The sequence below is a fragment of the Janthinobacterium kumbetense genome (genome assembly GCF_023703445.1).
GTDB classification, from domain to species: Bacteria; Pseudomonadota; Gammaproteobacteria; order Burkholderiales; family Burkholderiaceae_D; genus Janthinobacterium; species Janthinobacterium kumbetense.
This window is the reverse complement of record NZ_JAMQGR010000001.1, coordinates 1,065,548-1,086,895: the sequence shown is the minus strand read 5'-3', so window position 1 is coordinate 1,086,895 and position 21,348 is coordinate 1,065,548. Positions and strand designations below refer to the sequence as shown.

The window sequence follows — 21,348 nt, the reverse complement described above, 5'->3', positions numbered from 1 at the left end:
CTACAACTGGGTCAGCAAGGCCTGCGCCGCGGCCCGCTGCGGAAAGTCCTTGTTGGCGGCCAGCAATTGTTCCAGTTGCTTGCGCGCGCCGCCCTTGTCGCCCGATTTCGCCAGGGCCGCGCCCAGGTGGTATTGCACTTCGGGCGATGCGGGCGCCAGGCCCGCCGCCTTGCGCAGCAGCGTCGTGGCGCGCTTGACGTCGCCTTGCTCCAGCGCGATCCAGCCCAGGGTGTCGAGCACGGCGGCATTCTCGGGCGCCAGCTTCAGCGCCTGCTCGGCCGTGGCCAGCGCGCGCGGATCCTTTTCCTGCTGATACGCCCAGGCCAGGTCGTTCAAGGCCACCACGTTGCCCGCATCCTTGGCGACGACATACTGGAACTGTTCGATGGCGGCGCGGTATTGCTTCGCTGCCAGCCGGGTGCCCGCCAGGTAGGTGCGCGTCGGCAAGTCTTCCGGATGCTCTTTCAGCCACGCGGCCATGCGCGCATCGGCTTCGCGCTCCTGTCCCGACGCTTGCAAGGCGCGGTACAGCTGCACTTGCAAGGGGCCGATGGGACTGATGCCGAAGGCGTGCTGGTACAGCTTGACGGCTTGCTGCGGCAGTTTTTGTTCCATCAGCACGTCACCCTCGAGCTTGTAGCCGGCCGCCAGCTTCGGCTGCTGTTCCTGCACCTGGCGCGCCACGGCCAGCGCCTCGCGCTGGCGGTTCAGGGTCAGCAGCATGGCCACTTCCACCACGCGCGCTTCCAGCAGGGCCGGGTCGAGCGCCTGGGCCCGCTTGACGGCTTGCAGCGCATTGTGATGGTCGCCCAGCGCCATGTGCAGGCTGGCGATGCGCATCTGCAAGGGCGCCGACGTGCTCTGTATGCTGGCCAGCTTGATGTAGCTGTCGAGCGCGGCCGGCGCCAGGCCGGCGCTGTATTCCACCTGGGCGCGCAGGGCCAGCGCATCGGCGTCGCCCGGATGGCCCGTCTGCAGGGTGCGCGCCAGTTCCAGCGCCTTGTCGGGCGCGCCCGTCTTCAGGTAAAAGTTACTTAGCAGCAGGGCTGGCGCAACGGCGTCGGGATTGTCGCGGTGGGCCCGTTCGAGCCAGCGCCGCGCCTCGTCCGTCTTGCCCTGCGACGCGGCCAGCTTGGCCAGCGCCGCGCACAGGTCGGCATTTTTCGGCGCCTTCGCCAGCGCCCGCTCGAAGCGCTGCCTGGCTTGCTCCGGCTTTTTCTCGACCAGGTCGATCTGCGCCAGATTGTTCAGCGCGGGCAGGTAGACCGGGTCCATGCCCAGCGCTTGCTCGAAGCTGGCGCGCGCGGCCGGCAAGTCGTGCAAGGCCAGGTAGACGCCGCCTTTCAGGTTCAGCAGCAAGGGATTCGTGCCTTTCTGCTGTTGCTCCATCATCTTGACGCTGGCCAGGGCCTTGTCGTTCTGCTTGTTGCGCAGCAAGGTCATCACCAGCATGGTGCCCGCCTGCGGCGTGCTCTTGTCGAGCATGCTGGCCCGTTCCAGTTCACTGATGGCGCGGCCGTTCTCGCCCTGGCCCAGGCGGCTGATGCCCAGCGCCGCGTGCAGCCTGGCCGTGTCCGGCGCCAGGATGCTGGCCTGTTCGAAATACGCTGTCGCCTTGTCGTACTGGCGCGCGCGCAAGTGGGCTTCGCCGGCCAGCGACAGCAATTCCACGTCTTCGGGGAAGGCGGCCAGCATCGGCTGCAGCAAGTCGATCGCCGCGTCGGTCTTGTTGCGCATCAATTCGATCGACGCCATCATCTTGACGGCATACAGGTGCCGCGGATACACGGCCAGGAAGCGCCGCAGGTAGCTTTCCGCCTGGGGCGGCGAGCCGAGCGCCAGTTGCACGGCGCCGGCCAGCAGGATGGACGGCATGTGGTCGGGCGCCGCCTTGAGCACCAGTTGCAAGCCTTGCAAGGCGGCCTTGTGCTTGCCTTCGCGGAAATCGAGCAGCGCCTGGGTTTGCAGCAAGCCCAGGCTGTTGGGCGCCGTCTTGCGCGCCGTGGCCAGCTGGGCCGCCGCTTCCAGGTAGCGGTTTTCCAGGATGTCGAGGTTGGCCAGGTCGATGTGCGCCTGGGTATTGTCCGGCTTTATCTTGAGGATCTGCATGTAGGCGAGCCGCGCCGCGCCATTCTTGCCTTGCAGGCGCAGCAGGTCGCCCTGCAGGCGCAAGGCGTCGAGGTTGGCGGGCGCGCCTTTCAACGCTTGCGCCAGCAGCAGCTCGGCCGCCGGCACCTGCTGCTGCAGCGCGGCCAGGCGCGCCAGGCCCAGCAAGGCTTCGAGCTGGTCGGGATGGGCTTCCAGCAGGCGCGCGTACACGGCGCGCGCCTCGTCCTGGCGGCCCAGGGCCAGCAAGGCGTCGCCGCGCAGGGCCAGCACGCTGGCGGGCTGCGCCGCATCGTCGGGGATCTCGGCCAGCACCTTGTCGAACTGGCCCAGCATCAGCCAGGCCTTGCCCAGCAATGGCATCACTTGCCGCGACGCCAGGCCCAGTGATTTTGCCTTGCGCAATTCTTTCTCGGCCGACAGCGCTTCGCCCGTGTCGATGTAGATGCTGCCCAGCAGCAAGCGCGCGGCCTTGTTGTCCGGCTCCTTTTGCAGCAAGTTCTTCAACTGGATGATGGCGGCGCGCGCTTCGCCTTTCTGGCGGTACTGCTGCGCGTCGGCCAGCAGGGATTCACTGCTCTGCGTGCCGTGGCAAGCCGTCAGCAGGGGCAGCAGCAGGGTGCAGCACAGCGCGGCGGCCGGCAGGCCGGGGAAAGGGCGGGGCAGGGAACGGGCCATGGAAGTCTCCGGTAGCGGCGTGCATGAGTGATCGGCATGGCCTAGCTTAAAAAGATGGCCGCCGCTCTCCTTGATTGCGCTCAACAAGCCGCCGATTCTCCGCGCGCCTGCCGGCCGCCGCCCCGCGTTCCTTGTTCCCGCTCAAGAATGGCCGGACCGGCGACCGTAGAATTTCCCGGACGGCGATGCTCAGGCCGCAACCCTACGGAGCACATGCATATGGATAGCAAGGCGGATAGCAAGGTGGATGGCAAGGCGGGCGTGGTGGCGGTGGTGGGGCTCGGTTATGTGGGCTTGCAGCTGGCCGTGGCGTTCGGCATGCGCCAGCGCACGATAGGCTTCGACTTGTCGGCACGCAAGGTGGAAAGCTACCGGCGCCACATCGACCCGACGGGCGAAGTCAGCCATGAACAGTTGCTGGCGGCGCAAGGGCTGAGCGTCGGCTGCGATCCGGCCGAGCTGCAACTGGCCGATTTCATCGTCGTGGCCGTGCCCACGCCCGTCGACAGCGCGCACAATCCCGATTTCTCGGCCCTGGCCGGCGCCAGCGCGGCCGTCGGCCGGCACATGCGGCGCGGTGCCATCGTCATCTACGAGTCCACCGTGTATCCGGGCGCCACCGAGGAAATCTGCATCCCCCTCCTGGAACAGCATTCGGGCCTGCGCTGGAAGGAAGACTTTCACGTGGGCTTTTCGCCCGAGCGCATCAACCCGGGCGACCGCGACCATACCCTGCACAGCATCCGCAAGGTGGTCTCGGGCGACGACGCCGCCACCCTCGACAAGGTGGCCGCCCTGTACGAAGGCGTGGTCGAGGCGGGCGTGCACCGGGCGTCCAGCATCCGCGTGGCCGAGGCCGCCAAGGTGATCGAAAACACGCAGCGCGACCTGAATATCGCGCTGATGAACGAGCTGGCCATCATCTTCGACCGCATCGGCATCGACACCCTGGAAGTGTTGCAGGCGGCGGGCACGAAATGGAATTTCCTGCCGTTCCGTCCCGGCCTGGTGGGCGGCCACTGCATCGGCGTCGACCCCTATTATTTGACGCACAAGGCGGAAATGCTGGGCTACCATCCGCACGTGATCCTGGCCGGGCGCCGCATCAACGACGGCATGGCCAAGTTCGTGGCGGAAAAGACCATCAAGGAAATGGTGCGGGCCGGTTTCAAGCTGAAGGGCGCGCACGTGAACGTGCTGGGCCTGACCTTCAAGGAAAATTGCCCGGACTTGCGCAACTCGAAAGTGGTCGACATGATCCACGAACTGCAATCGTACGGCGTGCAGGTGCACGTGCACGACCCGGTGGCCGATGGCCGCGAAGCGCTGGAAGAATACGGCCTGACCCTGGAAAGCTGGGAGCAGCTGCCGCGTGCCGAGGCCATCATCAGCGCCGTCTCGCACCAGGCCCTGCTGGCCCGGCCGCTGGCGGATTTCCAGGCCAAGGTGCTGGAAAATGGTTGCTTCATCGACATCAAATCGCATTTCGACCCCCGTCCGCTGGAAGACGGCGGCTTGCACGTGTGGCGGCTGTGATGGCGGCCGGTGCCTTCGATCGGGCGGCGGGCGCGGCGCAAGGCGCCCCCTCTGGCGCTCCCACTGGCCTTATCGCTGGCGGCCCGGCTGCCGGCGCGTACGCGCTGGCCTGCGCACGGCTGGCGCAAGCGCCGCACCGCTGGCTGGTGACGGGCGTGGCCGGCTTCATCGGTTCGCACTTGCTGGAAACCCTGCTGAACCTGGGGCAGGAAGTGCGCGGCCTCGATAATTTCATGACGGGCCACCGCCACAACCTGGAGCAGGTGCGCGCCAGCGTGGGCGAGCAGGCGTGGCGGCGCTTCACCTTCATCGAAGGCGATATCCGCGACCCGCAAGCGTGCGCGCGCGCGTGCGGGGCAGGCGCTGGCATGGCCGGCGCAGGCGGCGTCGCAGGTGCAGGTGCCGACATCGCCAGCATCGGCGCCCCTCATGCCGGGCGCCATGCGGGTCATGCCGCCGGTGCAAGCGACGGCGGCGAACCTCCGGACGGCCGTGCAGGTCCGGACGATCCGGACGGTCCCGTCGCCGGTGACGGCGTTGCCGTCGACTATGTGCTGCACCAGGCGGCGCTCGGTTCCGTCTCCCGTTCGCTGGAAGACCCGCTGCTTTGCCACGCCGTCAATGTCAGCGGCTTCCTGAACATGCTGGCCGCCGCGCGCGAGGCGGGCGTGCGGCGCTTCGTGTATGCCGCTTCCAGCGCCACGTACGGCGACCATCCGGACTTGCCGAAAGTGGAACAACACATCGGCGCGCCCCTGTCGCCATACGCCCTGAGCAAATATGTCAATGAACTGTATGCGCAAGTGTACGCGCGCTGCTACGCCATGCAGACGGTGGGGCTGCGCTACTTCAATGTCTTCGGTCCGCGCCAGGACCCGCTGGGCGCCTACGCGGCCGTCATTCCCCGCTGGATCGCCGCCATGCTGGACAACGAGGCCGTGCACATCCACGGCGACGGCGCCACCAGCCGCGACTTTTGCTTCGTGCACAATGCCGTGCAAGCGAATATCCTCGCCGCCACCGGTACCGACCCGGCGGCCGTCAACCAGGTCTACAACGTGGCCGTCAACGCCCGCACCAGCCTGACGCAGCTGCACGCCACCATGCAGCAGATGCTGCTTGCGGCCCGCCCGCAACACGTGCCGCAGGCGCCGCAGTACGGCGAGTTTCGCGCCGGCGACGTGCGCCATTCGCAGGCGGACATCGCCAAGGCGGCCCGCTTGCTCGGCTATGCGCCCACGCACGACCTGGCGCAAGGTCTGCGGCACACCATCGCCTGGTATGTGGCGCAGGCGGACGGGGCTTGAAAAACACGCCGGTCAGGCAGGCACGTGCCGGCCGCGCTTGCGGTACGCGCGCAAGCGGCCGACGGCGTCCGTGTCCCGCACTGGTCATCGGCAACTTTTCATTGCCAGATATGCATACCGACATACATATCAGATACCCATACCCGATACCCATACCAGATATGCCTACCAGATGCACATGCCAGATACCCGATACCTATACCAGATGCACATGCCGGATAGACATGCCAGATGCGCTGGCTCGCCATCCGTCCGCCTGCCGCCCGGCCGCGAGACCTATTGGTGCCTGGTGCCTGGCGTTCAGCGTTGCGTGGGCGGCACTGTCGGCGTTGCTGACGTTACTGTTGACGTTGTTGCTGACGCTGTCGGCGCGGGCGGCTCGGGTACGCCGTCGCTCTTGCTGCGCAATACCCGGGGCGAGCCCCGGAAGTCGGCCGTATGCAGGGTGACGGGACGGCGCCAGACGCGGGCGATATACGCCAGCACCTGTTCCGCCCGTTCCAGGTCGAGGCCGCGCCCATCGCGCAGGTGGTCGTGGCGCAGCACCAGGCTGCCGTCGTCGTTGAGCAGGGTGACGGCGATGCACGGTGCGCCATAGTTGTATTTGGGCGCCAGGATGGCTTCGCGGATGACCCGCAAGTCGCGGCTGGCCAGGCGCGTTTCGCCGTCGCGGCGGCTTTCGTGCACGAACAGGCCCAGGCGGTCAGCCAGGTCGGCGTCCAGATAGTTGCGAATAAAACTGCAGTCATCGTCGTCGCGGCAAATCTGGCGCGCCCGCGCCAGTCCTTCGCGTTCGATGATGTGTTCCCACATGCAAAAGCCCAGGTGATAGGGATTCACGGCCAGCGCCTGCTGGTGCTCGCCCGCGTAAGGACGCACCACGTCGGAGTGCGACTTGAGGGCGGCCAGGTACAGGGCCGGCGGCAGGAAATCCGCTTCGCGCAGCAGCCGCGCATGCCAGTACGAGGCCCAGCCTTCGTTCATGATCTGGCAAGCGTACACGGGATAGAAGTAAAACGACTCTTCGCGCACGGCCAGGAAAATGTCGCGTTCCCAGTCGGCCAGATCCGGCCCATGTTGCGCGATGAACCATAGTAAATCGTATTCGGGCTGCGGCGGCAGGAGCGGGCGCTGCGTCACGCGCGCCCGTGCCGCCTCGCGCGCCGCCAGCGCGGCCGCTTCGCCGGGCAGGCGCCGGTAGCGTCGTGCAAACGGATCGTCTCCCCCGGCGCCGCCACGCCTGCCGGCGACACCGGCCGGTCCGGATAGCGCGGCATAGGGCGGGCGGTGCAGCTCGGCGTGGATGTCCACGTGCTGCTCCAGCGCCAGTGCCGCGTCGAGCACGGTTTCCACCTGTTCCTGCCCGTGGCGTTGCAGCGCCATTTCCAGACGTTGCGCCCGCGCCGCGCTCTGTTCCAGGATGTGCTGGCCCGCCATGGCGCCGAAACGCAGGAACAGGGCATTGCGGCTGGCGAAATCCGCGTGGCCCAGCACGTGGGCCGTGACGAGGGTGTTTTCCGCCACAGAATTGTGTTCGGCCATGTAGGCATGGCAAGGGTCGCCGGGAAACATGACTTCGAACATGTGCGAGTTGCCCATCTTTTGATGCACGAGCTGGTGGATGTAGCGCACGCCGAACGACCAGTGGCGCATGCGCACGGGCAAGCCATAGATGGTGATCTCGGCCATGAAACTGTCCGGCACCAGCTCGAACTCGACGGGGGCGAACGCCAGCCCCAGTTGCCGCGCCAGCGCTTCGATGCGCGCCGCGTAGCCGTCCAGGCCAGTTGTGTTTGCCGTGTCCGCTGTATCGGCCATATCGGCCGTGTCGGCGTGGCGCCGGGCGTCATGCTGCGTCATGCCGCATCCTCCGTATCGGCCGCCTCGTGCCGGAAAAAGGTGCGGATGGCTTCCCACACGTCGTCGCTCTTGCCGAGGATGCTGCTGTGCAAGGGCAAGCCGCGCCGTTCCTGCTCGGCGAACAAGCTGTGCATTTCAGTTTCCAGGCTGCGCGGCACGCCGGGCACGGTTTCCACATAGCCCATATAGTTAAGCAAACCGGCCAGTTCGCTCAGGGCCACGCTGGCTGGCCCCCGGTCTTCGCTGAAATTCTCGCCATCGGAGGCATAGAACAGATAGGCGTTGTAGCGGCCCGGCGCGTAGTGTTCCTGCAGCAATTCGCGGCTCAGGCGAAAGGCGGTGGACGCCATGGTGCCGCCCATGCCATTGACCTGGAAGAACTCGGCTTCGGAAAATTCCCAGGCCCGCGTCGTATGGGCGATAAAGCGCGTTTCCACGCGCGCATACCTGCGACGCAAGCCTTGCAAGGCAAAGAAAAAGAACGATTTGGCCAGCTTGCGCTCGGGCTGCGCCATGCTGGCCGACACGTCCAGCACGAAAAACACGACGGCGTTCGTGCTGGGCCGGGGTTGCGGCAGCACCTGGCGGTAGCGCAAGTCCTCATTGGTGAAGGGCACTGGCTGCGCTTGCAGGGCGCGCCGCTTGATGGCTTCCTTGACGGTGCGCCGCCGGTCCAGCCGCGAACGGGCGCCATGCCGGTCCAGGCCGCTACGCACGAGCCGCACGTCGTCGATGGCGCCCAGGTGGCGTGGCGTCAGGTGCGGCAACTCGAAGGCGTCCCACAGCCAGTCGAGTATGTCGGCGATGGGAAACTCCAGCAGCAGGCGCACGGCCCCCTCGCCATCGCCGCCGTCACCTTGCGTGCCGGCCCCGCCCGTGGCGGCGGGCCGGGCCGGGCGCAGGATATCGCCGGGCTGGCCGTCACCCTGGCCCGCGCCCAAGCTGCTGCGCGCGGGCGCCAGGCGGAAACGCGCATGTTCGAGCAGGCGCATGGGCACTTGCACCGTGCGCTGCTGCGGCCCGCCGATCAGGTCGGGCGTGGCGACCAGCTCGGGCAAGTGCGCCTGCACGGCTTCGCGCACCTTCTGGTTGTGGCGCAGCCAGTCGCGCGCGCCGCGCGAGAACAGCGCGTACCAGGGCCGGGCCAGGGCTGGCGCGGCACCCGCCGACGCGCCGGCGGAACCGGCGGAGCCGGACGTGGCGGCGGGGTCCGCCGTGCCTGTGGGGGCCGTGGAATCAAGCCCTGCCGGATGGCCATCCTGTGTGCCGCTGCCTGGCGTCGTGGTGGCGGCCATGGCTATTCCTGCGCCAGCAAGGTGGTCACGTAGTTGAGCGCTTCGCGCGCGCTATGGGAGTCATAGCCGTATTCGTCGACCAGGCGCTGTTCGACGGCGGAGATCCTGGCCCGCACGTCGTCGTCGGGCCGCTTGGCCGAGCCGACCAGGCGCAGCACGTCGCGCCGCTGCTCGAACAGGTATTGCTGGATGGCGTCGTGCAATGGCGCATGGCTGGCAAGGCCAAACGCTTCGCCCCGCTTGAAGGCGCTCATGGCCTTGCGCACCACTTCTTGCCGGAAAGATTGCTTGCCCGAGTCGCTGATGTGGATTTTCTCTTCCACGGCGCGCAGGAAGCGCTCGTCGGGACGGCGCTCTTCGCTGGTGATGGGATCGCGGATCTGGCGGTTGTCGAGCATGGCTTCGACTTCATCGAGATATTTGTTCAGCAAGTCTTGCGCTTCTTGCTCGAATGATACGAACAAGGCCTTGTGCACGTCGGCCTTGACCCAGCGGTTATAGAAATCCTTGCGCGTGAGCACCAGGTAATCGACCCATTTGCGCTTGCGCCGCGGTTCGATGCGCGCATCATTTTCGATGCCGTCTTTCAGGGCCAGCAGCACGTCCATGGTGGACAGGCTGTTGCGCTGGGCGGAAATGATGGCGTGCGACAGGGCATTGATGACGAAGCGGGGCGACACGCCCGACAGGCCCTCGTCGGGCGACTTGTCGCGCTCGCGCATGCGGCGCAGGTCGGCAGGCTGCAAGTCGTCGACATCTTCGTTCGCGTAGATGCGCAGTTTCTTGACCAGCTCGGCCTCCTTGTCCTCGCCCTCGGGCATGCGGCTGAGGATGGCAAACACGGCCGCCGCATGCAGCACGTGCGGATCGAGGTGCACGTCGCGGAAGGCGGGCGCGGCCGCGAGGATCAGCTTGCGGTAAATGCGCGCTTCTTCGCGGTAATTGAGCGTATAGGGCACTTGCACGATGACCATGCGGTCGAGCAGCGCCTCGTTTTCGCTTTCTTGCAGGAATTTGCGGAATTCGGCCAGATTCGTGTGTGCGAGAATGGTTTCATCGAGGTAGATCAGGGGGAAGCGCGACACCTTGACATTCTTTTCCTGCGTCAAGGTCAGCAGCAAGTAGAGGAATTCCCGCTTGACCTTGAGGATTTCGATCATTTCCAGCATGCCGCGGCTGGCCGCGTACACGGCGCCGGACCACGACCAGGCGCGCGGATCGCCTTCGTCGCCGTATTGCGCCACTTTCGACAGGTCGACGGAACCGACCAGGTCGGCCAGGTCGGCCGTCGTGGGATCGTGCGGCGCATACGTGCCGATGCCGCAGCGGCCCGCCTCGGATAAATGGATGCGCTCGACGGGCATGCGCAGGAAGTCGCCCGCATACTGCTCTTCCAGGCGGGCGCGGCAATGTGGGCACAGTTCGCCCTGCAGCTCGGCATCATAGCTGGCGCGAAAGTCGGCGCGCATGCTGTGCGGCACCAGGTGCAGCGGCGATTCGTGCACGGGACAGCCGGCGATGCCGTACAGCGCGCCTTCGCTGCTGTGGCTGTATTCTTCCAGGCCCCGCTTGAGCAGGATCACCATGGTCGACTTGCCGCCCGATGGCGGGCCCAGCAACAGCAACATGCGCCGGCCCACTTCGGAACCGGCGGCGGCCGCCTTGAAGTAGGCGGCGACCCGGTCGATCGCCTCGTCGATGCCGAACAGCTCGTCGTCGAACAGGCGGCAGCGGAAGCGCCCGTTGTCGTCGGTCTGGCCATTCCAGCGCATCATGTCCCACAGGTACTGGTGCGCGCTGCGCGTCAGCAGGGCGGCGCGGCCGGGCAGGATTTGCTCGAGGAAGTCGGCAAAACTGCCTCGCCAGGGCGTGATGCGGTGTTTTTCCGCCCAGGCCGCCATGCCGTGCACGAAACCCGCATGCTGGGCCGCGCCACCGGCGTCCGTCGTATTGTCGGCGGCTGTATTGGCGCCGGCTGAGGCCGCTGCCGCAGAGGCGTCGTCGGATTGGCGTGTCATACCAGGGCTCGTTATTGCAGGGCTCGTCATTGTTTCCCCATCCTTGCTGTTGCTGGCGTTGCTGCCGTGGAGCAGGCCCGGTTCCAGCCTGTCGGCCAAGTATACGGCGGCGCCTCTGCCCGCACGCCTGATCCCGCTCAACCTTGACGAGGGAACTATTTTTGTACTCGCTGGCCCCCATTGGGGCAGGGCGGCCAGGCATCCGCGCGGTTCAATCCAGATCAATACCGGCCCGCGCAGCCCGTCCACACTGGAAGCTTGCGGCGACCCACGAGGAGAACACGATGATAGGCAACGAGAATGGTTTCAGCGCCCCGCCCGGCAGCAGCGGCAGGGGACAGAGCGCGGACGATGAAGAGGCCGTCGGCCAGTTTTCCGTCCCTGGCGAAGACGACAATACGATCGAGAGCGCGTCCGTCGCGGACGTGCCCGACGCCCTGAGCGGCGTCAGCATGGAATTGCTGGAAATCAAGCGCAGCATCGAGGACGGCATGCGGCAAAGCATCGCGCAAGCGGGCGGCGCGCGCGCGGCCGACGCCTTCAGCGACAGCGGCAATATCCAGGGCGTGTCCATCGGCCTGGGCGAGGGCGCCAGCGACAGCTCGTCCGGCGAACCGGGCTTGCCGGCCCTGACCCTGTACGTGGCCGAACCCACTTCCGTCGACCGGGCCAAGGCCGCCATCGTGGGGGCCATGGGCGTGCGCGCCGTGGCCAGCGACAAGGTGCCCGTCAACATCGTCGTCACGGGCGTGATCGATGCGCAGCCCCACCGTTTCCGCCTGCGCCCCGCGCCGGGCGGCGTGTCGGTCGGGCATTTCCGCATCACGGCCGGCACCATCGGCTGCCTGGCCGTGGGGCGCAGCGCGCCGCGCAACAGCCGCCTGATGATTCTTAGCAATAATCACGTGCTGGCCAATTCCAACGGCGGCGTGTTCAACGATTGTATCGTGCAGCCTGGCCCCATCGACGGCGGCCGCTGCCCGCAAGACCAGGTGGCCGTGCTCGAGCGTTTCGTGCCCATCAATTTCAGCGGCGGCGTCAATTTTGTCGATTGCGCCACCGGCTGGGCCTGGCCAGACAGGGTGCGTCCCGAACTGGTCTACCTGAGCGGGGGCGTGCCCGCGTACTTCCGCATCAGCAATGCGCTCGTGGCGCCCGCACTGGGCATGATGGTCGGCAAGTCCGGCCGCACGACGCAATTGACGCAGGGCCGCATCACGGGCCTGGGCGCCACCATCAACGTCAATTACGGCGGCGGCAGGATCGCCCTGTTCCAGGACCAGATCGCCATCACGGGCGTCAGCGGGGCGTTCAGCGCGGGCGGCGATTCCGGCTCGTCCATCTGGATCTGGAACCAGCAGCGCAATCCCGTCGGCCTGCTGTTTGCCGGCGGCGGCAACATCACGTTTGCCAACCAGATGCGGCGCGTGGTGGTGGCGCTCGACATCAATTTGTACACTTGAGCACGCTTTAGGAGCAGGCAAGGCGGCCCCGCGCCGCCTTGCCTGACGCTGTTTTTTGCACGATGACGATTTTGCTCAAGTATTGCTCAAGTCTTGCGCAAGGCCGGCTGTCGCGCATGGTCTTGGCCGGCGAAGCGTGCTGCAGTGCCGGATGGCCGGGTGTATCATGCAAGGCATCAGGAGGGTTTGTCATATCAGGAGGGTGTGTCATGTCAAACAGTAAGTTCGCACAATCGCCATATGCCGTCTTCGAGGACGCCGCCATGCCGTATTTGCCGGATACCCCTCCTGGACAGGGCCCGGGACAGCATGCCCAGGCCGCGCCGCCGGGCCGCCTGGAAGCGGCCAGGCGGCGCAACGAGCGGGCGCTGATGGCCATCGACGGCGTGGAAGGCGTCAGCCTGGGGCAGACGGCCGTGGGCAAGGAAGCGCTCGTCGTGTACTTGCGCGACTCGTCCGTCAAGCGGCGCGTGCCGTTGCAGGTCGAGGGTTATCCGGTGGAAACGAGCATCACTGGCCAGATCGATATCCAGCAGCGCTAGGCCAGCCGGCCTGGCAGTGGGGGCATCAGGCCGCGGATGGCGGCGGAAGGCCTGTCGCCAGGCCTTCCGGGTTCACTGTCAGCCTGGACTCAGGCGGCCGATCGCTGCGGCCACGCCCGCGCCATAGGCGGGGTCGCACAGGGTGCAGTTGCCGATGTGGCGTTGCTTGACTTGTTCCGAGGCTCCCGAGATGGCGCGTGCGGTGTTGTCGAACAAGGCTTGCTGCTGCGCCGCGGTCATCAAGCGGAACAGGGCGCGCGGCTGCGAATAGTAATCTTCGTCGACGCGGTGGTTCCAGTGGTCGGCCGCACCTTCGATGCTGAGCGGCGGCTCGCGGAAATCGGGCTGCTCAGCCCATTCCTGTTCGCTGTTCGGTTCATAGCCCAAGGTCCCGCCATGGTTGCCGTCGACCCGCATCTGGCCATCGCGGTGATAGCTGTGGAACGGACATTTCGGCGCGTTGACGGGGATATGGCTGTGGTTGACGCCGAGGCGGTAGCGCTGCGCGTCGCCATACGAGAACAGGCGGCCTTGCAGCATCTTGTCCGGCGAAAAGCTGATGCCGGGCACCACGTTGGCCGGATTGAAGGCCGCTTGCTCCACTTCCGCGAAATGGTTGTCGGCATTGCGGTTCAATTCCAGCACGCCCACCTCGATCAGCGGATAGTCGCCGTGCGGCCACACCTTCGACAGGTCGAACGGGTTGAGGTGATACGTGCCTGCCTCTTTTTCCGGCATGATCTGCACGTACAGGGTCCAGCGGGGGAAATCCTTGTTTTCGATGCTTTCATACAGGTCGCGGTGCGAGCTTTCGCGGTCCTTGCCCACCAGCGCCTCCGCTTCCGCATCCGTCAGGTTCTGGATGCCTTGCTGGGTTTTAAAGGTGAACTTGACCCAGAAACGCTCGTTTTGCGCATTCAGGAAGCTGAAGGTATGGCTGCCGAAGCCGTGCATGTGGCGGAAGCTGCGCGGCAAGCCCCGGTCGCTCATCACCACCGTCACCTGGTGCAGGGCTTCCGGCAGCGAGGTCCAGAAATCCCAGTTGCTGTTGGCGCTGCGCAAGCCCGTGCGCGGGTCGCGCTTGATGGCGTGATTCAAATCGGGAAATTTCAAGGGGTCGCGCATGAAAAACACGGGCGTGTTGTTGCCGACCAGGTCCCAGTTGCCTTCTTCCGTATAAAACTTCAGGGCGAAGCCGCGGATATCGCGTTCTGCGTCCGCCGCCCCCCGCTCGCCCGCCACCGTGGAAAAGCGCGCGAACATCGGCGTTTGCTTGCCCACTTCGCCAAAGATTTTCGCCCGCGTGTAGCGCGTGATGTCGTGCGTGACAGTAAACGTGCCGTGCGCGCCGGAACCCTTGGCATGCATGCGGCGCTCGGGAATGACTTCGCGGTCGAAGTGGGCCAGCTTTTCCAGGAACCACACATCTTGCAGCAGGGCGGGGCCGCGCGGGCCGGCCGTCTGGATGTTCTGGTTGTCGACTACGGGCGCGCCAAAGGCGGTGGTCAGCTTTTTCATTGGACTCTTTCTTTATAGGGGAGGTCAACGGACGAGCCAGGGCCTACCCAAACACTGGCTGGGCTGAGCGTGTACGACGTGCTCACCGAGGCTGGTCCAGAGTAACAAATTTCTAAAAAGCAAATTCAGTGTAATCCATTTCGGAGCCGGCAACAGCCCCGCCGCGTCCGGGGAAGCGGCTTGCCCATCATAGCCTCTCGGCCTTGTCCAGCCCAACACGATTGACCTGGCGCAAAGCGCAGCGTGATTTTCCGACGTATTGGCGATATGTATTGGCGGTATCAGCGATATTGGGCCCAGTTCGCCCGCAGCCACGTCAGCACGGCGGCATGGCCGCGTATGTCGGCGGGCAAGTGGCGCTGGATCAGGCGTTCGCATTTCAAGGCCGTGGCCAGGCTGCCGCCGGACCAGCTGTTGCAGCTGTACAGCACCTCATACCATTCGTGGCGGTTCAGCAGGCTGCTGTCGGGGATGCCACGCTGCGCCGGGTCGTCGCCCGCCGCCGGGCCGTCCGGATAGCTGAACTGCAAGTCGCTCTTTGTCATGGGGCCCAACCGGTGATCTGCCATGCCTGCCTCGCGATGAAGTTGTGCGCGAACAGCTGTCCGTGCCAGGCAAGCTTATGCCACCGGCAAGCATTCCATTTGGCAATATGGGCCGGCCTTGACCTGGCTTAAAACTTGTTCCAGTTATTGTGCCGGTGCTCCGTCGCTTCCTTCATCAGGTGGCCGGCGCGCAGGGCGTCGTCCGCTTGCACCGTCATGGCCAGTTCCTGGATGGCGGGCGGGTATTCGTGGTGGGCCGCTTCTTCCAGCAATTCGCGGCCTTTCGCCGGGTCGCGCGGCACGCCGCGGCCTTCGCGGTAGGCGTTGTAGAGCAGGAACATGGCGTGTGGATTGCCCAGCTCGCTGGACTTGTCCAGCCAGTGCGCGGCGGTTACGGAGTCTTTCGGCACGCCTTCGCCATTCGCGGCAAGCAAGCCCAGCATCAGGGCCGCCTTCGCGTGGCCTTGCTGCGCCGCCTGGCGGTACCACAGCCAGGCCTGGGCCGGCGTGGCCGCGCGCAGCATCTGGCCCAGCTCGAAGGCCGCTTCCGTGTCGCCCGCGCGGGCCGCCTGTTCGAACAGGCTCAAGGCCTCGGCACGGCGTTCGGCGCGGGGCTGGTAAATCAGCGCCAGTTCGCGCTCGGCGACGGGCATGTCCTTGCCGGCCCAGCTGCGCACCTTGCGCTCGGCCTGGTGGTCGCCCGCCTGGCGCGCATGCATGGCGACGGCTTCGATTTCCGCCGCCGTGGGCGGTGGCGACGCCTGGCAGGCGGCCAGGACGGCGGCCAGCACGACGGCGGGCAGGGAGAGTGCGTGTTTCATTGTGATCAGCTTTCATCAAAACGGGCCGGAACTGCGCTTGTTCCGGCCCTCGGACCTTATTTGCTCAGGTCGATGCGGTACTTGGCAAAGCCGCTGGCGTCGAGTCCGCCTTCGGCCGCCACGTTGGTGATGCCGCTGCCTTGCGCCAGCGCCAGATGGCCGGGCGCCGAGCGCAGGATCACGGGACCTGCCGTGGCCGTCTTGACGAAGCTCCAGCTGCGCGCGCTGCCATTGTTGGCCAGGGTCACCTTGCCGCCCTTGGTGCTCAGCGACGCCAGGTAGTTGCTGACCACGGCCTGGTTCGCATCGGGCGACTTGATGATGGTCTTGCTGCCATCGATACCCGGCACGGCGCCGCCGCCGCCGGCGCGGTAGTCGTTGGTGGCGACGATGAAATCATCGCCATCGGCCACTGGCGCACCCTTGTAGGTGAGGTTGACGATGCGGCTGCCCGGCTTTTTCGTCACGTCGATCTGGTACGTCAGCGCATTGTTTTCCGCGTAGAACACGTCATAGTTATAGATCGTCCCATACGACGGCACCAGGTCTTGCTCGGCCGTACTGGCCGGGTCGATCTGCTTGAATTGCGTGGCCGACGTTTCCAGCCAGGCTTTCAAGTCCGCACCCTTGATCTTCACGGCTTGCAGGTTGTTGTTGCTATATAAATACAGGTCGCCCGGATTGCGCACTTGCAAGCCGACCGGCGCGGCCGGGGAGGCGCCTGCCGCCACGTCCGTGAAGTCCGATGGCCCGTTGCGGCCCGCCTTGAATGGCGCGCTGCAGGAAATGACGGGGATGTTCTTGTAGCTGGACAAGGTGGCATCCGTGCTGGTGGCGATGAAATTTTTCACGTAATCGAGCTGCGCCTGGTTCACCAGCTGGATGGCGCTCACGTCGCCCACCAGCGCGAAGTAGGCGGACATCTCGAAATCCGTGCTGATGCCCAGCGGTTGCTTGGCGTAGGCGATGGTGGCCGCGTGCTCCGTGGCGACCAGCGGGGCGATCGCCGGGTCCGCGTTCACGAGCGTCTTGCCATCGGTGTATTTGAAGCCGCGCGATTCCACCGTCGTCTTGGCCGGCTGCACCACCCACTTGCCGCCCTGGTAGGCCATGGTCAGCTTGATGATGCCCAGGCGGCGGCCCCAGCTTTGCGCCATGACGGTGGGCACGCCATTGACGAAGCCTTTCTCGGCATCGATCTTGGCGCTGGCGGGGAAGGCGCTAAACGAGGCGTCCAGGGCGGCCGCGCCCGTTTCCTTGCCTTTCGGGAAGATCAAGTGCGAGTGGCCGATCATCAAGGCATCGATGCCCGTGCTGGTCAGGTGATAGCTGCCGTTTTCCATCTTCGGGCTGTAGGCGCTCGTGTCCAGACCGCCGTGCGACAGGGCCACGACGAGGTCGGCGCCCTTGCTGCGCAATTCCGGCACGTACTGTTTCGCCGCTTCCTGCACGCCCGTCACGCTGACTTTGCCAGCGAGTACTTTCTGGTCCCATTCGAGGATTTGCGGCGGCACAAAGCTCAGCACGCCCACATTGATTTTCACGGTCAGCTTGCTGCCATCGGGCGCCGTGGCGGCGAAATCGCGGGGCAGCAGGGTGTAGGGCTGGAAAATCGGCTTGCCGCTGGACACGCCGACGACATTGCTCAGCACGGAAGGGAAGGCGGGCGCGCCGCACGTGCCCGTCGGCTTGGCCACGCCGGGAATGCCGAAATCCGTGTTGGTGATCTGGCTCAGGTAAGGCAAGCCGTAGTTGAATTCGTGGTTGCCCATGCCGCCCGCATCGTATTTCAGCGCGTTCATGGCCTTGTGCACAGCCAAGGTGCCGCTGCACGGAACGGGTGCGGCCACGGCTTGCAGGTCGGCCAGCAAGGTGCCCTGGATGACGTCGCCATCGTCGAGCAAGACGTTGTTCGGATTTTCCGCGCGCGCCGCCTGGATCAGGGTCGACGTGCGTTCCAGGCCCAGGCTCGTGTCTTCGGCCAGCGCGTAATAGTTATAGCTGAGGACATTCGAGTGGATGTCCGTGGTTTCCAGCAAGGCGACGGTGACCGTCGTGCCTTCGGGAATGGCCGGCGCCGTGTTCGAACTGCCGTTGCAACCGACGAGACCTGCACTTGCCAGCGCTGCCAGCATGACCCAATTTGTTTTCATTGCCGCCCTTAGAATGATTCAAAAGACGCGACTGTAACGCCGCCATATGACGCCACCATGACAGTGTGGCAGGGCGCATGGCGTCGTGCCGGCGCATCAATGCGCCGGCAGCTTTATAAACACCTCATTGCTGAAGTATGGTTCATCCTCCACCCAGAAAATATAGTCCAGGCCCAGGTAATTGCGGGCAAAGTCGAGGACATCCTCGACCGAGTTTTTTTTCCCGGTGCGGGGATTGATCTGGCGCAGATTGCCGTCTTGCACGGCCATGCCTCTGACCAGATCGGCCGGGTAGTCCTTGATGAAGCCGTAGCTTTGGCCCATATGGCTTTTTCGATATGGCATCAGGTCGGGGCCGCCCACGCCCATTTGCAGCGTTTGCGCTTGCGCAAACACGCTGCGCATATAACCCTTGTCGCTCCACGGAAGCCATTCACCTGGCAAAAAATTCAAATACACCATGGTATTGGTGTGAGGAAAGGCGCCGGCCAGCACCCGCATGTTTTCCTTGATGGCATCGACATACTGTTGCGGCTTGAAATCATCGGGAAAAATCGTATTTCCTTTACCGTCTTCGACGCCGATGTCGATCGAGCTTTCGCTGAAATTAATGCCCTCGATTTTTCCGTCGAATTCCTGGCCCAGCGCCCGGATCAAGTGCTGGTAACGGTCGCGCACCGGTTGTTCCCACATCTTTGGCGACCAGCCGTATTCATCATCCGTCACCGGTTTGTGCGGGTCGCGCTCCGGCGCCGAGAGCATGCTTTGCTTGATGATGCCGCCCTGGTAGCGAGGATCGCTGAGCAGATAGGCCGGCACATTATGGCGCGGCGTGAAGGATTTTTCCTGCAGTTGTATCCACAGTTTTTTGCCGATTGAATCGAGATAGGCGATGTCGTGGCGGATCGCCGAAAAATCATACCGGTCCTGTTGCGGCTCCAGGCTGCGCCAGGTGTAGACGATTTGCGCGCCACGGAAGCGGGCATCGTTTAACGCTTTATCCGAGCGGATGTTTTCCCCGTTCAGTTCACGGTGACTAAAGTAAAGATAGTGCTGGATCGGCTTTTTTATGTCTGCGGCAATGGCGCTGCCCATCATCAAAACAAGTACGGCAAGAAGCCTTATGGAGTTGCGCAAGAACATCGATTCCTTGGTGATTGTGAAAATTGAACTGTGGCAAGATGGAGTATCTTCACGCGCCATGCAAGCACAATTGATCAAGCGCGACAAAATCTAATTTTGTATTAAATCTATATCTTCTGCTGATCTTTTGGCCAATTCAGGATTATTGCTATTATTTAAAACCCAGAGAGCAAGCTTGCCATTTTCAATAATTTCTTTTTTGGAATATATTGTACTAAAATAATCCTGTAGTTTGTTATTGTCTGTCGGTAACGGCAAATTTTTCATCTCTTCAGGGATATCTTCGAAGTAATACCTTGATTTTTCCAATGAAGGATACTTCTTTAGCAAATAATCATTCACGGTATATGGCTCATAATTTCCCACGAATAAGTCTTTTGTCAAAATTCCTGTAATTGTAATTTTATTGATATGTTTTTTTAAATATTCAAAATTCTCTTTTGTGGTCGAGAAGTCGGATTGTAAAATTGTGTTATTTTTCGACAATTGCCTGACCACAGAAAGCCGAACATGATCGCCATTGATCTCTATTACTTTGAAAATGTAATAATCCGTTTGAATGCTTTGGCTTCCACCATTAACCCCTGTTGTTTTGTTGAAAATAAAACTTCCAATTTGCAATTTATGCTCAGGGCTGTTAATGGTTTGTTTCCATATATACGGGTTGTAAATCATTTTCTTAAAAGAATATATGGAGATGAGAGCGAGCAGGCTTATTATCAGTATTTTTTTCATTGGCTAGGCGAGAATAAAATATTTAAGAGCGGCTTGCTAAGGGCTAATAAAATCGAAGCCAGCCGATGTGATGCTCGCGCGGCCGCACGGCTGAGAAGCACGGCTGTATGTCTGCACGGGGGGCAGAATCAGTCTTCATCGCATCATCCAGGGGCTGTTGACAACAGTTCAGCCGCCATGCGCTTACTTCGATGGCATCGCCGACGAGTTCGCACTCTAGCACGTCGAGGGCCGGGATACTGATCCTGCTGGTAGCGCATGGATTCCTCTTTTTCACGGTGGCAGGCAAAGATCGCCATGTAAATGCAGGTTAGTTGCATTATAATTCGAAAACGCAATTCATTTGCATTAGTGCGACATTCGCCAACCCAGCAACTCAGCTAGCCTAAGGAATCCCCATGCCACAGCGCAAACTCCCCGTCACCGTCCTGTCCGGCTTTCTCGGCGCCGGCAAGACCACCTTGCTCAACCACATACTGCGCAACCGCGAAGGCAAGCGCGTGGCCGTCATCGTCAATGACATGAGCGAAGTCAATATCGACGCCTCGCTCGTCAGGGACAGCGCCGAGGCGGCCGGCGCGGCCCTGTCGCGCACGGAAGAAAAGCTGGTGGAAATGTCCAACGGCTGCATCTGCTGCACCTTGCGCGACGATCTGCTGCTGGAAGTGCGGCGCCTCGCCGCGGAAGACCGCTTCGATTACTTGCTGATCGAATCGACGGGCGTGGGCGAACCGATGCCCGTGGCCGCCACCTTCGACTTCGAGGACGAGCACGGCGACAGCTTGAACGACGTGGCGCGCATCGACTGCATGGTCACCGTCGTCGACTGCGCCAACCTGCTCAACGATTTCCACAGCGAAGACAGCCTGGAGCAGCGGGGCGAGATCGCGGGCGAGGGCGACGACCGCCAGCTGGCCAATTTGCTCACGGAACAGATCGAATTTGCCAATGTCATCGTCCTCAACAAGGTCGACATGGTGGCGGCGGACGAGCGCCTGCGCGTGCTGGCCATTTTAAAAGCCTTGAATCCCGGCGCGCGCATCATCGAAACGAACCAGTCCATCGTGCCGCTGGACGCCATCCTGGGCACGAACTTGTTCGACCTGGAACAGGCGGCCGGCATGCCCGGCTGGGCCCAGGAGCTGGCCGGCGTGCATGCGCCGGAGACGGAAACGTACGGCATCCGCAGTTTTGTGTACCGCGTGAAAGAGCCGTTCCACGCGCAGCGCCTGCACGATTACATTGCCCAGCCGATCAAGGGCGTGGTGCGCAGCAAGGGATATTTCTGGCTGGCCAGCCGGCCCGAATGGGTGGCCAGCCTGTCCGGCGCGGGCAAGTTGATGAATATCGAACCCGTGGGCCTGTGGTGGGCGTCCGTGCCGAAGGAGCGCTGGCCCACGGATGCGGCCTCGCTGGCGGAAGTCAAGGCAGGCTGGAGCGAAACGTATGGCGACCGCTACCAGGAGCTCGTCTTCATCGGCCAGGACATGGACCAGGCCGCCATCGAGGCGGATTTGAAGAAATGTCAATTGAACTATACGGAAACGCGCCAGGGCATGGCCGCCTGGCGCAAGCTGCCCGATCCGTTCCCGCAGTGGCAGCGCATGGAAGAACTGGAAGATTAACCA

At 63.6% G+C, this 21,348-nt stretch carries 15 protein-coding genes; 5 read left to right on the top strand and 10 right to left on the bottom strand.

Annotation, left to right across the window (positions count from 1 at the left end; genetic code table 11):
- Positions 1-2,784 (bottom strand): XrtA/PEP-CTERM system TPR-repeat protein PrsT, encoded by a 2,784-nt coding sequence (gene prsT, locus NCG91_RS04905; RefSeq protein WP_251348820.1) that lies wholly within the window; start codon positions 2,782-2,784, stop codon positions 1-3.
- A gap of 219 nt (positions 2,785-3,003) precedes the next feature.
- Here prsT and NCG91_RS04900 point away from each other — a divergent pair, with 219 nt between their 5' ends.
- Positions 3,004-4,320, top strand: a complete 1,317-nt coding sequence (locus tag NCG91_RS04900) for a nucleotide sugar dehydrogenase (RefSeq protein ID WP_251348819.1) — start codon at positions 3,004-3,006, stop codon at positions 4,318-4,320.
- Positions 4,320-5,627: an SDR family oxidoreductase gene (locus NCG91_RS04895; RefSeq protein ID WP_251348818.1), complete on the top strand. Its 1,308-nt coding sequence runs from the start codon at positions 4,320-4,322 to the stop codon at positions 5,625-5,627. Before NCG91_RS04900 ends, NCG91_RS04895 begins: the two co-directional genes overlap by 1 nt.
- 300 nt (positions 5,628-5,927) lie before the next feature.
- Here NCG91_RS04895 and NCG91_RS04890 read toward each other — a convergent pair whose 3' ends face one another.
- From NCG91_RS04890 to NCG91_RS04880, 3 genes are read right to left on the bottom strand one after another with little or no spacing between them, the layout of a single operon-like run.
- Positions 5,928-7,487 carry a SpoVR family protein gene (locus NCG91_RS04890; protein ID WP_251348817.1) on the bottom strand — a complete coding sequence of 520 codons (1,560 nt, stop codon included), beginning with the start codon at positions 7,485-7,487 and terminating at the stop codon, positions 5,928-5,930.
- Positions 7,484-8,782, bottom strand: coding sequence for a DUF444 family protein (locus tag NCG91_RS04885; RefSeq protein ID WP_251348816.1), 1,299 nt, complete (start codon positions 8,780-8,782; stop codon positions 7,484-7,486). The genes NCG91_RS04890 and NCG91_RS04885 overlap by 4 nt, the downstream gene beginning before the upstream one ends.
- A gap of 2 nt (positions 8,783-8,784) precedes the next feature.
- Positions 8,785-10,800 carry a serine protein kinase gene (locus NCG91_RS04880; protein WP_251348815.1) on the bottom strand — a complete coding sequence of 672 codons (2,016 nt, stop codon included), beginning with the start codon at positions 10,798-10,800 and terminating at the stop codon, positions 8,785-8,787.
- Between the two features lie 284 nt (positions 10,801-11,084).
- Here NCG91_RS04880 and NCG91_RS04875 point away from each other — a divergent pair, with 284 nt between their 5' ends.
- Together NCG91_RS04875 and NCG91_RS04870 are read left to right on the top strand one after the other, a co-directional pair.
- Entirely contained in the window at positions 11,085-12,263 is a 1,179-nt protein-coding gene (locus NCG91_RS04875; protein WP_251348814.1) for a S1 family peptidase, read from the top strand.
- A gap of 209 nt (positions 12,264-12,472) precedes the next feature.
- Positions 12,473-12,805 carry a hypothetical protein gene (locus tag NCG91_RS04870; RefSeq protein ID WP_251348813.1) on the top strand — a complete coding sequence of 111 codons (333 nt, stop codon included), beginning with the start codon at positions 12,473-12,475 and terminating at the stop codon, positions 12,803-12,805.
- A gap of 78 nt (positions 12,806-12,883) precedes the next feature.
- On the opposite strand, the gene NCG91_RS04865 is transcribed toward NCG91_RS04870, so the two are convergent.
- From NCG91_RS04865 to NCG91_RS04840, 6 genes are all read right to left on the bottom strand, one after another.
- Entirely contained in the window at positions 12,884-14,323 is a 1,440-nt protein-coding gene (locus NCG91_RS04865; protein WP_251348812.1) for a catalase, read from the bottom strand.
- A gap of 281 nt (positions 14,324-14,604) precedes the next feature.
- Positions 14,605-14,868: a hypothetical protein gene (locus tag NCG91_RS04860; protein ID WP_251348811.1), complete on the bottom strand. Its 264-nt coding sequence runs from the start codon at positions 14,866-14,868 to the stop codon at positions 14,605-14,607.
- A gap of 128 nt (positions 14,869-14,996) precedes the next feature.
- Entirely contained in the window at positions 14,997-15,689 is a 693-nt protein-coding gene (locus NCG91_RS04855) for a tetratricopeptide repeat protein (RefSeq protein WP_251348810.1), read from the bottom strand.
- 56 nt (positions 15,690-15,745) lie between these two features.
- The gene (locus NCG91_RS04850) at positions 15,746-17,842 is read right to left on the bottom strand and encodes a bifunctional 2',3'-cyclic-nucleotide 2'-phosphodiesterase/3'-nucleotidase (protein ID WP_251348809.1); all 2,097 of its coding nucleotides are present in this window, start codon (positions 17,840-17,842) and stop codon (positions 15,746-15,748) included.
- A gap of 96 nt (positions 17,843-17,938) precedes the next feature.
- Positions 17,939-18,985, bottom strand: a complete 1,047-nt coding sequence (locus NCG91_RS04845) for a hypothetical protein (RefSeq protein ID WP_251348808.1) — start codon at positions 18,983-18,985, stop codon at positions 17,939-17,941.
- Between the two features lie 90 nt (positions 18,986-19,075).
- The gene (locus NCG91_RS04840) at positions 19,076-19,720 is read right to left on the bottom strand and encodes a hypothetical protein (protein ID WP_251348807.1); all 645 of its coding nucleotides are present in this window, start codon (positions 19,718-19,720) and stop codon (positions 19,076-19,078) included.
- Positions 19,721-20,118: 398 nt separating this feature from the next.
- Between NCG91_RS04840 and zigA the strand changes: the two genes are divergently transcribed.
- Positions 20,119-21,345 carry a zinc metallochaperone GTPase ZigA gene (gene zigA / locus NCG91_RS04835; protein WP_251348806.1) on the top strand — a complete coding sequence of 409 codons (1,227 nt, stop codon included), beginning with the start codon at positions 20,119-20,121 and terminating at the stop codon, positions 21,343-21,345.
- The last annotated feature ends 3 nt before the right edge of the window (positions 21,346-21,348 follow it).